Genomic DNA, 13,309 nt, shown 5'->3' on the forward strand with positions numbered 1-13,309 from the left:
CCCCGCCGCAACCTGCGTGGCACCTGGAGGATCAGGCTCCGACCCGGCACCGACTCCGAGTCCGACCCGGTCGTGCGCGTGCAGGCCAGGCTGCTCGTGCAGGGGCCCCGTCGACCCGTGGTCCTGCTCTGGGGCGGACTCCCCGACGGCTCCCGCCTGCCCGACCCGCATCCGCGCCCGACCCCGCAGGCCGCGACCTCGGCCCGGACCGCTCGCGCGCTGGCCCACAGGGCACTGTCGGTGCTGCCCGAGCGTCGTGCCGAGCAGGTACGCCGTCAGGTCCGGCGCCTGCGCGGGTGATCAGCCCAGCACGTCGCTGAACGCCGCTCGGATCGACGCGGCGTCGGCACTCCCGGACCCGCGCAGCTGCACCAGCCGGCTCCACCCTGCACTGGCCAGCACCCGCTCGGGGTCGACCACGTTCGTGCGGTTCAGGATCTGCTGCGGAACCGGCTGGGGGTCGGGCGTGACTGCCGACTCCAACCAGTCGTCGTAACCGTCGAGCACACCGTCGCGGGACGCATCGGGACACAGCACCAGCGTGGTGCCCGTCACGGTGGTGTCGATGTCGAGGACGACCAGGTCGGGGCGAAGCTCACGCAGCGCCGCCGCCGCCTTGTAGACGTCACCGGTCCAGGCGGTGGTCGCGCGCTTCCGGTTCGCCATCGGGACGTTCAGCGGGAGCGTGTCGTCGAAGAGCACGACCGAGGCCGGCGTGGTGAACCGCTCCACCGCCAGGAAGTCGCGCAACGCGTACTCGGCCAGGTGCATGCCGTCGATGAACGAGAGGTCGACCACCGGGATCGGCAGGTGCGCCAGCGGGTCCTTGCGGGCGAAGAACTCGTCGCTGCTGGTGCGAGCCAGCTGCACGTCGGCCTGGATCTCGCGGGTGATCGAGAACTCCGGGTCGATGCCGATGCTGGGCACGCGTGAGAGCTGGAGGCTCTGACCGATCTGTACGCCGGTCTCCAGGTAGGTTCGCGGACGAACCACGTCGTGGAGGCCGGCCAGGAATGCGTGGCGGTTCATGAGCCCTTCCGGAACGGTGAGTGGTGTGGGGCCACGGTAGCGACTGCCCGCGCCGCGGGCCGCACGTCCCCTAGGGTCGACCCCATGCATGATCGCGGCAAGGAGATCGAAGGCCGGCTCGGGCGGTTGATGGACGAGCGGGTCAGACCGCTGATCCACCAGGGCATCGCCGACCTGCACGTCGAGGCCTGGCACGTTCCCCCCTCCCCGGACGGCACGGTCGGTGAGCCCGTCGGGTTCGAGGTGGCGCGTGAGGCGTCGTACGAACCCGCGCAGGTGGGTGACCGCTGGGGCCCGGCATGGGGCACCAGCTGGTTCCACCTGACCGGCACCGTGCCGGACGACGCGGTGACACCGGAGATCGTCTTCGACCTCGGCTGGGCCTCCCGACGCCCCGGCATGCAGGCCGAGGCGCTGGTGCACCGTCCCGACGGCACGGTGGTGAAGGGCCTCAACCCGCAGAACTCGTGGATCCCCGTCACACCGGGCGAGCGGGTCGATCTCTACGTCGAGGCCGCGGCCAACCCGGCGATCGGGCCGGGCTACACGCCCACCGAGCAGGGCGACCGGCAGACCTCCACCCGCGAGCCGATGTACACGATCAGCCGCGCCGAGATCTGCACCCGCAACGACGACGTGCTCGGCCTGAACGCCGACGTCGACGTGCTCGACGGCCTCCAGCGCACCCTGGCCGAGACCGACGCTCGCCGCTGGGAGATCCGCTACGCACTCGAGCGTGCGGTCGAGGCGGTTGATCCGTACGACGTCGCCGGAACTGCTGCCGGCGCCCGGTCGGAGCTGACCGACGTGCTCGCCCGGCCGGCCAACGCGAGCGCCCACCAGATCACCGCGATCGGGCACGCCCACATCGACTCGGCCTGGTTGTGGCCGGTGCGCGAGACCGTGCGCAAGGTGGCCCGGACCGTGGCCAACGTGGCTCACCTGATCGACACCACCGGGGACCTGCGGCACGCGATGAGCTCGGCGCAGCAGTGGGAATGGCTCGAGCAGCACCGACCCGAGCTCTTCGCCCGTGTCCGTGAGCAGGTCGATGCCGGGCGCTTCATCCCGGTCGGCGGCATGTGGGTCGAGTCCGACACCAACATGGTCGGCGGCGAGGCGATGGCGCGCCAGTTCGTGATGGGCAAGCAGTGGTTCATCGACACGCTCGGCGTCGACTGCGAAGAGGTCTGGCTGCCGGACTCGTTCGGCTACACCGCGGCGCTGCCGCAGATCGTGAAGCTGGCCGGGTTCCGATGGTTCCTGACCCAGAAGATCTCGTGGAACACGGTCAACAAGTTCCCGCACCACACGTTCTGGTGGGAGGGCATCGACGGCACGCGGGTCTTCACGCACTTCCCGCCGGCCGACACCTACAACGGCACCCTGTCGGGCAGCGAGCTCGCCCGGGCCGCGTCGAACTTCCGCGACAAGGGTCTGTCCACCCGATCGCTGATCCCGTTCGGTCACGGCGACGGGGGTGGTGGTCCCACGCGCGACATGGTCGAGCGCGCTCGTCGTACGGCCTCGCTCGAGGGGTCTCCCCAGGTCACCATCGAGTCGCCGGCGGAGTTCTTCACCGCGGCCGAAGCGGAGTACGGCACTGCGGCGCCGGTGTGGGCCGGGGAGCTCTATCTCGAGATCCATCGGGGCACCTACACCTCACAGGCCCGCACCAAACAAGGGAATCGGCGCTCCGAGCACCTGCTGCGTGAGGCCGAGCTGTGGTCGTCGTACGCCGACCTGCTCGGCCTGGTCGACTATCCCTACGACGAGCTCCGGGCGATCTGGAAGACCGTGCTGCTGCAGCAGTTCCACGACATCCTGCCGGGTTCGTCGATCGCCTGGGTGCACCGTGAGGCGGAGCTCGAGTACGCCCGGGTGGCCGGGGAGCTGGAGGCGATCATCGAGCGCGCGATCGGTGCGCTGGCGGGGGCCGGGGACGGGCCGCGGGACGAGTCCGGGTCGGGCGACGGCGAGGTCGTGTTCGACGCCTCGCCGGTCGCGTTGCTGGATCTGGGTCTCGACACCCTCGCTGGCGCTCGCTGCTCGGCCAACGAAGGAGCAGACGACCACACGGTGCTGCAGAACGAGCGACTGCGCGTGTCGGTCGACGGGACCGGCGTGATCCGGTCGATCCAGGACCTGGCCGCCGGTCGCGAGGTGCTGCCCCCCGGCGGGGCGGCCAACCTGCTGCAGATCCACCCCGACTTCCCGAACAAGTGGGACGCCTGGGACCTCGATCGTTTCTATCGCAACCAGGTCAGCGACCTGGCCGGCTCGACGACCACGAACGTCGGCTCGACCGGAGACGTCGTCGAGGTGCGCGGCACGTTCGGCGGGTCGTCGTACACCCAGACGATCACCCTGGCCGAGGGCCGCGTGGACATCGAGACCACCGTCGACTGGCACGAGCGCGAGCGGGTGCTCAAGCTGGCCTGCGACGTCGACGTGCACACCGACCACGCTCGCTACGAGACGCAGTTCGGCCATGTCACCCGGCCCACCCACGAGAACACCACGTGGGACGCGGCCCGGTTCGAGGTCTGCGCGCACCGGTGGGTGCAGGTCGAGGACGGCGGCTACGCCGCCGCGATCGCCAACGACTCGACGTACGGCCACGACGTGACCCGGCATCCGCATGACGGGGGTGGCACGTTCTCGACCGTGCGACAGACACTGCTGCGGGCCCCGCGCTACCCCGACCCCGAGACCGACCAGGGCACCCACACGTTCCGGACGTCGATCGTGCCCGGCGCCGGGGTGGCGGAGGCCGCCGCCGCCGGCTACGCGCTCAACCTGCCTGTCCGGCGTGCGCACGGTGCCCCGGTGCCACCGCTGGTCACGGTCACCGGCGGGACGGCGTACGTCGAGTGCCTCAAGCTCGCCGAGGACCGGTCGGGAGACGTGATCGTCCGACTCTACGAGCCGTTGGGCGCGCGGACCGACGTGCGGCTGACTCCGGCCTTCGAGGTCGCGCAGGTCGGCGAGGTCGACCTGTTGGAGCGGCCGCTGGAGCGCGACGGGTTGACCGGGACCGACCCGGTCACCCTGACGTTGCGGCCGTTCCAGATCGTGACCCTGCGACTGGCACGGCGTTGAGCTGACCGTGAAGACACTGACGCGGGCAGCGCTGGCGCTCATCCTGTTGATCGCGATGGCAGCCTGCGGCGGACGGCCCTCGGAGGACGACCTGGCGACGCCCTTCAGATGATCGTCGACGACGACTTCGACGAGTTGACGAAGGTCCTCAACGACCTCACCCACTGCGCCGACTGATCATCGACGTTCCTCCAGTGCCGAGAGGGCCGCGTTGCGACCGCCCATCCCGTGCACGCCAGCACCTGGTGGCGTGGCCGACGAGCAGATGAAGACACCTGGAACGCCCGTGGAATAAGGGTTTCGCGCGACTCTGGGTCGCATCACCAGCTGAAGGCCGTCGTTCGCGCCGGTGGAGATGTCACCGCCGACGTAGTTCGCGTTGTGCGCCTGGAGCCCCGCTGGGTCACGGACGTGCACGTGCCGGACCGTGTCACGGAACCCCGGGGCGAACCTCTCGATCTGTGCGGTCACGGACTCGGAGGCGTCCCCGGGCCAGGCGTGTGGCACGTGGGCATAGGCGTAGACCGGGTTGAGGCCCGACTCGCCGCCGGAGCGGAGCGGATCGACGAGGTACTGCTGGCCGAGGAGCACGAACGGCAGGTCGGGCATCTCGCCGCGGCCGACCTTCGCCTCGTTCATCACGATCTCCTCCAGGGTGCCGCCGAGGTGGACCGTCCCGGCCTTGAGCACCTCGGGGTTCTCCCACGGGATGTCGCCCTCGATGGCGTAGTCGACCTTGAACGCGGCCGGTCCGAATCGATGGCGCCGGTAGGCCCTCCGGGTGCGGGAGGGGAGCCGGTCCCCCATGATCCGGACCACTGCGTCGGGGGCGGTGTCGAGGATGAGGATGTCGGGTTCGCCGAGGTCGTCGTACGACGTCACGCGGACGCCGGTCTCGATCCGTCCGCCGGTCAGCTCGAGCCTGCCCACCAGGGCCCGGGTGATCGACTCGGTGCCGCCCTCGGCCACCGGCCAGCCGTAGGCATGCGCGGCGGCGCCGAGCATCAGGCCGACCGATGCGGAGAGCGGACTCGTGAGCGACCCGAACTTGTGCGCTGCCATCCCGGCGAACAGCGCCCGCGCTTCGTCTGACTGCCACCGTCGTGCCACCCACGGCACCGGCCACAGCGAGCGCAGGCCGAACCGGGCCAGCTCGAGGGGGTGCTCAGGCACGTGGGTGATGGAGCGGAACACGTCAGCGGCGAGGTCGTCGAAGGTGCGGGCCGCGCGTTCGAAGAGTCCGTTCCACGCGGGTCCGTCGGCACCGAGTCCGGTCGCTGTGCGCCCAACGTCTTGCCACAGCAGTGCTGTTCGTCCGCCGTCGAGCGGGTGCGCGAGCTGGATCTCGGGCCAGAGCCATCGCAGCCCGAACTCCTCGAGGCCCAGGGTCTGGAAGTACGGCGAGCCGACACCGGTCGGGTGGAAGGCCGCGCATTCGTCGTGGAGCAACCCTGGAACGGTGAGCTCGGAGGTGAGGGTGCCGCCGCCGACCCGTTCCTTGGCTTCGAGCACGCGCACGTCCACGCCATGGTCGGCGAGGGTGATGGCGGCGGCGAGACCGTTGGGCCCGCTGCCGACCACGACAGCGTCGGTCACGCCCCCCACTGTGTCACGCACCTCGCGGACTAGTTGCACGCGCGTGGTTGTCTAGGGGGCATGACTGTTCCCTCCCTGACCCTCAACGACGGCAACTCCATCCCCCAGCTCGGCTTCGGCGTCTTCCAGGTGCCGCCGAACGAGACCGCAGCGACGGTCACCTCCGCGCTGGAGGCTGGCTACCGCCACATCGACACGGCCCAGATGTATGGCAACGAGAAGGGCGTCGGCGAGGCGATCGCCGGCTCCGGCATCGCCCGTGACGAACTGTTCGTGACCACCAAGCTCAACAACCCCCACCACCGGCCCGACGACGTACGCCGTTCGTTCGACGAGTCGCTGACCAGCCTCGGTCTCGATCACGTCGACCTGTTCCTGATCCACTGGCCGCTGCCCACGCAGTACGACGGCGACTTCGTCTCGACCTGGCAGGCCGTGGCCGAGCTGACCGGCGACGGTCGCGCGAAGTCGGTGGGGGTCTCCAACTTCGAGCCCGACCACCTCGAGCGCATCATCACCGAGACCGGTGTCCTCCCGGCGGTGAACCAGATCGAGGTGCACCCACTCTTCGGCAACGAGGAGGCGCGTGCGGCCGGCGCCGAGCGAGGTGTGCTCACCGAGGCCTGGTCGCCGATCGGTCAGGGCACGGTGCTCGACAACGCGGTGATCGGCGAGATCGCGGCCCGTCTGGGCAAGACCCCGGCCCAGGTGACCCTGCGCTGGCACATCGAGCGGGGCGACATCATCTTCCCGAAGTCGATGCACCCGGAGCGGATGAAGGAGAACTTCGAGATCTTCGACTTCACCCTGTCCCCGGACGACGTGGCCGCGATCAGCGCGCTCGACAAGGGCGCCGAAGGACGCATCGGTCCCGACCCGAAGGTCTTCGACCGGGTCTGATCAGTCGACGTCGAGGAGCTCGCCCCAGGCCTGCAGGATCCGCGCCAACCTGGCGCGGTCGATGTCGGGCAGGCCCTCGATGAGCCGCTTCTCGTTGGCGTAGTGGGCCTCGACCGCCCGGTCGATCAGCGTGCCGCCGGCCGGGCTCAGGGCGATCGTCCTGGCCCGGCCGTCGTGCCGGGCGGCCCTGCGCTCGACCAGGCCGCGCGCCTCCAGTCGGTCGACGCGCTTGGTGATCGCGCCCGAGGTGACCATGGTCGTGGCGGCCAGCTCCGTGGGACTGAGCTCGTACGGCGCCCCGCTGCGGCGCAGGGAGGCCAGCAGGTCGAACTCTCCCTCGCTGAGACCGAACTCGGCGTACACCTCGATGAGGCGCTCCCGGATCGCGTCGCCGACGCGGTGGAGTCGTCCGATGACGGCCATCGGTGCCGTGTCGAGCTCGGGTCGCTCCTGCGCCCACTGGTCGACGATGCGCCCGACGTGATCCATGCGACTGGTCATGGCCTGGAATATACCTTCCTTGGAAACTATTATGCTTTCCATGGAAACAATGTGGCGCAACGTGTTGCTCACCGCAATCGCACCGATGGCGTGGGGATCGACGTACTTCGTGACCGCCGAGTTCCTGCCACCGGACCGCCCACTCTTCGCGGCGCTCATGCGAGCACTTCCGGTCGGCCTCCTGCTCCTCGCGCTGCGGCCGACCCTGCCCACCGGTTCGTGGTGGTGGCGCAGCCTCGTGCTCGGCACCCTCAACATCGGCGCCTTCTTCGTGCTGATCTTCGTCGCGGCGTACCGCCTGCCGAGCGGCATGGCCGCGACCCTGACCGCCACCGCACCGATTGCGATGATGGTGGTCGCCTGGTTCCTGATCGGCGAACGACCTCGCCGGCCCGCCATCGCCGGCTCCCTCCTGGGCGTGCTCGGCGTCTCCCTGCTGGTGCTGCGCGCCGGGTTCACCGTCGACCCGATCGGCGTGGCCGCCTCGCTCTCGGCCGTGGCGATGTCGTCGGTCGGCTATGTGCTGCTCAAGCGCTGGAAGGCACCGGTCGACCTGCTCACGCTCACCGCCTGGCAGCTGGTCGCCGGCGGGCTGATGCTGCTCCCGGTCGCGCTCCTGGTCGAAGGCGCTCCCCCCGCCTTGGATGTGCGGGCCGTCGGCGGGTTCCTCTACGTCGGCCTGATCGGCACGGCACTGGCCAACTACGTGTGGTTCCGGGGGCTCCAGCGCATGCCCGCAGCCTCCGTGTCGTTGATCGGCCTGCTCAACCCGGTGGCCGGCACCCTGCTCGGTGTCGCGTTCGCCCACGAGGTCTTCGGTGCCGTGCAGGCAACCGGGATGGCGCTGGTGCTGATGGGCGTGCTCCTCGGACAGCCGGCGATCGTGTCCGCGGCACGCCGCAAGCTGGGTCGCGGCCGGGGCGTTCGTGTGACCGAGGCGGCATCCCTGAGCGTCAGATGACCGGAAGCCGGTTCGCACCGTGAACTGGGCATGGGTCTTCACCCGATGCTGATACCGGCCCAACGGGGCAGAATTGTGCACTCCGGTCTGACCCGACTGGCTGCTCTGGCCCGGCGGCGCCCCTGATTCCGTCTGAGCGTGGCCCTTCTGGCCGTGCTGGTACGGGACGGGGTGGTCATGGTCGACCCGCCGGCTGATCGTGGTCGAGAACGGGTAGGCGGTACGCGGACGGATCAATTGCACCCGGTCCTTGAGCCACTGCGGATGCACATAGGTCGCCACCGGCGTCACCCCGTTGAGGTCGACCACCTCGGTGACCTGCACCAACGCCTTGCCCAGCAACGGACCCAGGTGGTCGGGGAGCATCGGGCCGGCGTCCTCGACCTTGGCCACCGCTCCGCGCCCGGTCGGGCGACTGGTCGCCAGCGCGGCCTGGTGCAGGTGCACATAGACCACCGCACGCGGGCGCAGCTTCGCCGGATCCACCGAACGCAGCGCCGCCAACAAGTGCGCCGGACACGCCAACCACCCGAACGCCTCCGCCCGCCGCGTGTCCACACTCCACCCGGGCAATCAGATGCCGCAGCCCCGCCGCATCCATTCGCCCGATCGAGACGAACTGCCGCTCCCGCGCCTCACGCGTGCGCACCTCGTGCAACACCGGGTTCGCCTCGATGACCTTCGCCTCGCACAACTCCGACACCACCGACGGCTGCTCCCCCAACAACGCCTCCGCCACCGCCGCATCGACATAGGCCGCCTCCGCCACCGAAAGGTGCCGAGTCAACCGGGCAAGCTTGCACGCCACCCACGCCTCACACCGCAACGTCGCCAGCACCGCCCAACACTTCGGCAACCGGAACACCAGATCCAACCCGTCCGCCACCGACAACCGACCGCCGAAGACCCCCTGAGAAGTAGGGGTGTGGAGAACTTTCTCAGCTCACTCTTCCCGCAGGCCCGACCAGAGAGTGCTCGCCAACGCTGGGAGAGTGCAGGGACTGCCAAGATGGAGCCGTGGCAGCGATCCCGAACTTCATGCTCCCCGCATGACCGCAACCGACTTCAAGCTGCGCACCGTGGCGTTCGAGGCGTTCGGTCCGACGATCGTCAGCTCGATCGGGCACGGTGCCGTGATGCCGGTGCTCGCGCTCCAGGCCCGTCACCTCGGCGCCGACGTCGGTACGGCGGCTCTGGTGGTCGCCCTTCTCGGCATCGGCCAGCTGGTCACCAGCCTGCCCGCCGGCGCCGTCGTGGCGCGCATCGGAGAGCGCCAGATGCTCACGCTGTGCGGCCTGGTCGACTGCGTCGCGATGCTGGTCGCCTGGCGCGCCACGTCGGTACCTCTCCTCGGGGCGGCCGTCGTCCTCTCCGGCGCCACGTGGACCGGGTTCCTCCTGGCCAGACAGGGTTTCCTCATCGAGGCGGTGCCGCCGACCCACCGGGCACGGGCGATGTCGAGCCTGGGCGCCAGTCATCGAGTCGGCCTGTTCGTCGGCCCCGTCATCGGCGCCGCCGTGATCGCCTGGCAGGGCCTCGCCTCGGTGTTCGTACTGGCGGCCGCGATGTCACTGTGCTCCGCGGTGATGGCGCGCCTGATGCGCGACCTCGGCCACGACTCCCGCGCCGACCAGCGGGCCGCCGGCCACGCGAGCGTCCTCTCGGTCCTGCTCGCCCACCGCCACACCCTGCTCACGCTCGGCGTCGGCGTGATCGTCATCGGCGCCTCGCGGTCGATCCGCGGCACCCTCCTGCCCCTGTGGGCCGACCACGTCGGCATGTCCGGCTCCGAGACGTCTCTGGTCTTCGCGGTCGCCGCCGGCGTCGACATCCTGTTCTTCTTCCCGGGTGGTTGGCTGATGGACCACCGCGGCCGTGCGGTCGTGGCGGTGCCCGTCGTGCTCGCGGTGGCGATCGGCGCGCTCATCCTGCCCCTGGCCACCACGGAAGCCGCAGTGCTCGCGGTCGCCGTACTCATCGCGGCCGGCAACGGCCTGGGCTCGGGCATCGTGATGACGATCGGCGCCGACACCGCGCCCGCGCTCGGGCGCTCGCAATATCTGGGCGGGTGGCGCCTGTGCGGCGATCTCGGCGGCACCTCGGGCCCGCTCCTGATCAGCGCGGTGACGACCGTCGCGCCGTTGGCCACGGCGTCCGTGGTCTTCGGTCTGGCCGCGCTGGCCGGCACCGGCTGGGTGGGCCACTGGACCCGGCGCCTCGACCGGCGGCTCAGATCGAGTCAGCCGTAGGTGACCTTCACGGCGTTCGAGGTCAGCTTCTTCGACTTGTCGACCACACGCCACTCGATGTCGCCGGTCTGCGAGGTGTTGACGTAGGTGCTGAACGTGGCGTCGGAGACGTTCACGTCGACCGGGAAGTCGGCCCAGGAGCCGGCGTTGACCCGGATCTGCACATCGAGCACGGCGCCCTCGCCCTGCGGATAGATGCCGGACAGATAGAGGTCCTCGCCCGGAGACGCCCTGAACGCGCCCTGGGTCAGGGAGATCTCGGCCTTCGGCTTGGCCTTCTTGGTGGCCTTCGGCTCGTTGCTGGCCGATGCCGAGTCGGACTCAGCCCCATCGTCGTCGCTGGGGAGCAGTGTGATCAGCGGGTCGGACTGGCGCGTGGTTCGCGACGGGTCCGGCAGCACCAGGGACTCGCCCGCAGCAGGCCCGCCGTCTCCGCCGTCGCCACCGCCCACACCGAGCATCTTCGTGCCGATCATGAGCGCGATGCCGGCCAGGAGGCCGACCACGACGGCCACGGCGACGAGAGCAACCAGGCCGTTGACAACGGGCTTGTCTTCGGAATCGCTCACGGGCACGCTCTCTCGGGTCGAGTGGGACGGGCACCATTGTTGCAGGGGAACCTCAGAAACCCCGCGTCCACTGGACGTCGTCGACGATCTTCGTCGAGCGCCAACCGTCCGGGAGCCGCACGAGGTCGTGGTGGTAGTAGCCCCCGACCTCCCACAGACCCTCGCTCCCATCGGGGTTGATCACCACCATCGGGTTGGTGAAGTACGCCGTCACGTGGGCCCGGTCCGGTTGGTCGTGAACGGGCCCGTCGAAGGTGATCGCGAGCTGACCCAGGATGTGCTGGGTCCGCTGGAAGCCGGCCAGTCCCTGCTCGATCCAGGGCACCACTTCTGCGGGCGTCCCGATCGGACCTCCGGACGCGCGGTAGTCGAGCACGGCGTCGGCGGTGAACACCGCGGCGAGGTCGTCGTACGACCTGGTGTCCACGGCGCGGGTGTAGCGGGTGAGGAGGTCGGTGATCTCCTGGCGGTCACTGAGCTCCTGCAGGTCCATGGCCAGACTCTGGCACAAAATAAGAACACGTTCTAGTGTGGGGCCATGCGATTCACCTACGCCGAGGCGATGACCCGTGCCGAGTACTACGCGCCGCTGGCGCAGGCCGCCGAGGCCGCCGGCTTCACCAGCATGACGGTGGCCGACAGCCTGATCTATCCCCGGGAGTCGGACTCGAAGTACCCCTACACCGACACCGGCGACCGGGAGTTCCTCGAGGACAAGGAGTTCATCGAGACGATGATCCTGGTCTCCCACCTGTCGGCGGTGACCACGACGCTGCGGTTCACGCCGTTCGTGCTCAAGCTGCCGGTGCGTCCACCGGTGCTGGTCGCCAAGCAGGCCAGCTCGATCGCGTTCCTCAACAACAACCGTCTCGGGCTCGGCGTCGGGCTGTCTCCCTGGCCCGAGGACTTCGACGTGATGGGCATCCCCTGGGCCCGACGCGGCAAGCGGATGGACGAGTGCATGGACATCCTCCGCGGGCTGACCAGTGGTGAGTTCTTCGGCTATGACGGGGAGTTCTTCTCCTTCGACCCGATCAAGCAGTGCCCCGCCCCCACCGAGAAGATCCCGCTTCTCGTCGGGGGCCACAGCGACGCCGCGCTGCGCCGCGCCGTCCGCAGGGGCGACGGGTGGATGCACGCCGGCGGTGACGGTGAGGAGCTCGACCGGCTGCTCGCCCGGCTGGCCGAGATCCGGAAAGAGGAGGGAGACACCCGCACGGACTTCGAGGTGCACGTGATCTCCTTCGACGCCTACGATCTCGAGGGCGTCAAGCGCCTGGAGGACAAGGGCGTCACCGACTGCATCGTCGGCTTCCGGGTGCCCTACATCAAGGGTCCCGACACCGAGCCGCTCGACAAGAAGATCCAGCACCTGCAGCGGTACGCCGAGTCTGTGATCGGCAAGCTGTGAGCACGGAAGTCTTCGCGGCCGCGGTCAGTGAGGCCGAGCAGCTGATTCGCAACCCACCGTTCGAGATCAGCGAGCAGGAGCTCGCCGAGGGCCTGGACTACCTCGCCGGGTCGATCCGGTCCTCGCTGCAGATGGCCTTCGACTACGACCTCGAGCACCCGGTGCTGATCAACCCCACGCACCAGTACGCGCGCCAGGGGCTCGACAACCCCGATGCGATCTACTTCAACGCCTACCTGGACGCCGGGGCGTCGTACGTCGTCACCGGTCGCCGCGGGACCACGGCCGACCTGTCCTTCCAAGTGATGGACGGCGGCTACACGGAAGCGGGTTTCCCCAGCACTGTTGCGGCCTTCGACGACCGCGACCTCACGATCGCCGACGACGGATCATTCGAGTGGCGGCTCGGTCCCGAGCTCGGCGTCGGCAAGGGTGCGACGCTGATCGTCCGCGAGGTCTACAGCGACTGGAACGCCGAGGAGCGCGGCACGCTGCGGATCCAACGGCTCGACTCTGCCGGGGTACCACGTGGCCCGCTCTCGACCGAGCGGATCGAGAAGCGCTACGCCGTCGCGGCGAAGCTGCTCGTCGGCCGGATCAAGACGTGGTTCGCGTTCCCCGAGTGGTTCACCTACAAGGAACCGGTCAACACGCTGACCGTCCCGGCCTCGACGCCGGGTGGCCTGGCCTCGCAGTTCTCCTCGATCGGCCACTACACAGTGGCCGAGGAGGAGGCCCTGGTGGTGACGGTCCCCGTCTGTGACGACGCGCCGTACCAAGCCATCCAGATCGGCTCGAAGTGGTATGTCTCGACCGACTACGAGCACCACCAGACCTCGCTCACCCGGGCCCAGTCGTCCGTCGGCGACGACGGGCTGCTGCGCTACGTGATCAGCTCACGCGATCCCGGCATCGCGAACTGGCTCGAGACCACCGGCCATCCCCAGGGTGTGATGATGCTGCGCTGGCAGCGCGTCGCCCGCGCTCTCGG

Annotated in this window: 12 protein-coding genes; 7 read left to right on the top strand and 5 right to left on the bottom strand. The window is 69.5% G+C overall.

Features of this window, described 5'->3' with window-relative positions; translation table 11 throughout:
* The coding region (locus NJ4_RS26100) for a hypothetical protein (protein ID WP_169799307.1) at window positions 1-300 on the top strand (300 nt) is incomplete at its 5' end.
* Here NJ4_RS26100 and NJ4_RS21555 read toward each other — a convergent pair.
* The gene (locus NJ4_RS21555; RefSeq protein WP_067440296.1) at window positions 301-1,029 is read right to left on the bottom strand and encodes a class I SAM-dependent methyltransferase; all 729 of its coding nucleotides are present in this window, start codon (window positions 1,027-1,029) and stop codon (window positions 301-303) included.
* Between the two features lie 84 nt (window positions 1,030-1,113).
* Between NJ4_RS21555 and NJ4_RS21560 the strand changes: the two genes are divergently transcribed.
* Entirely contained in the window at window positions 1,114-4,131 is a 3,018-nt protein-coding gene (locus NJ4_RS21560; RefSeq protein WP_067440301.1) for an alpha-mannosidase, read from the top strand.
* Between the two features lie 177 nt (window positions 4,132-4,308).
* On the opposite strand, the gene NJ4_RS21565 is transcribed toward NJ4_RS21560, so the two are convergent.
* A complete protein-coding gene (locus NJ4_RS21565; protein ID WP_067440305.1) occupies window positions 4,309-5,727 on the bottom strand; it encodes a phytoene desaturase family protein in 1,419 nt (472 codons plus the stop codon).
* A 60-nt stretch (window positions 5,728-5,787) separates the two neighbouring features.
* Here NJ4_RS21565 and NJ4_RS21570 point away from each other — a divergent pair, with 60 nt between their 5' ends.
* A complete protein-coding gene (locus NJ4_RS21570) occupies window positions 5,788-6,627 on the top strand; it encodes an aldo/keto reductase (protein WP_067440309.1) in 840 nt (279 codons plus the stop codon).
* Here NJ4_RS21570 and NJ4_RS21575 read toward each other — a convergent pair whose 3' ends face one another.
* Complete coding sequence (locus tag NJ4_RS21575) at window positions 6,628-7,128, bottom strand: MarR family winged helix-turn-helix transcriptional regulator (RefSeq protein ID WP_174524622.1); 501 nt, start codon at window positions 7,126-7,128, stop codon at window positions 6,628-6,630. It lies immediately after the preceding gene.
* Between the two features lie 40 nt (window positions 7,129-7,168).
* Here NJ4_RS21575 and NJ4_RS21580 point away from each other — a divergent pair, with 40 nt between their 5' ends.
* Together NJ4_RS21580 and NJ4_RS21585 are read left to right on the top strand one after the other, a co-directional pair.
* Window positions 7,169-8,089 carry an EamA family transporter gene (locus NJ4_RS21580; protein WP_067440311.1) on the top strand — a complete coding sequence of 307 codons (921 nt, stop codon included), beginning with the start codon at window positions 7,169-7,171 and terminating at the stop codon, window positions 8,087-8,089.
* A gap of 1,049 nt (window positions 8,090-9,138) precedes the next feature.
* Complete coding sequence (locus tag NJ4_RS21585) at window positions 9,139-10,338, top strand: MFS transporter (protein ID WP_067440313.1); 1,200 nt, start codon at window positions 9,139-9,141, stop codon at window positions 10,336-10,338.
* On the opposite strand, the gene NJ4_RS21590 is transcribed toward NJ4_RS21585, so the two are convergent.
* Window positions 10,329-10,907: a hypothetical protein gene (locus NJ4_RS21590; protein ID WP_157551283.1), complete on the bottom strand. Its 579-nt coding sequence runs from the start codon at window positions 10,905-10,907 to the stop codon at window positions 10,329-10,331. The genes NJ4_RS21585 and NJ4_RS21590 overlap by 10 nt on opposite strands.
* Before the next feature lie 52 nt (window positions 10,908-10,959).
* Complete coding sequence (locus NJ4_RS21595) at window positions 10,960-11,400, bottom strand: nuclear transport factor 2 family protein (RefSeq protein WP_067440322.1); 441 nt, start codon at window positions 11,398-11,400, stop codon at window positions 10,960-10,962.
* A 45-nt stretch (window positions 11,401-11,445) separates the two neighbouring features.
* On the opposite strand from NJ4_RS21595, the gene NJ4_RS21600 reads away from it, so the two are divergent.
* Window positions 11,446-12,318 (top strand): TIGR03619 family F420-dependent LLM class oxidoreductase, encoded by an 873-nt coding sequence (locus NJ4_RS21600; RefSeq protein ID WP_067440327.1) that lies wholly within the window; start codon window positions 11,446-11,448, stop codon window positions 12,316-12,318.
* On the top strand, window positions 12,315-13,309 hold a 995-nt coding region (locus tag NJ4_RS21605), incomplete at its 3' end, for a hypothetical protein (RefSeq protein ID WP_067440329.1). The genes NJ4_RS21600 and NJ4_RS21605, both read left to right, overlap by 4 nt.

The organism is Nocardioides jensenii JCM 1364 = NBRC 14755, from assembly GCF_001552535.1.
Lineage (GTDB): Bacteria > Actinomycetota > Actinomycetes > Propionibacteriales > Nocardioidaceae > Nocardioides > Nocardioides jensenii.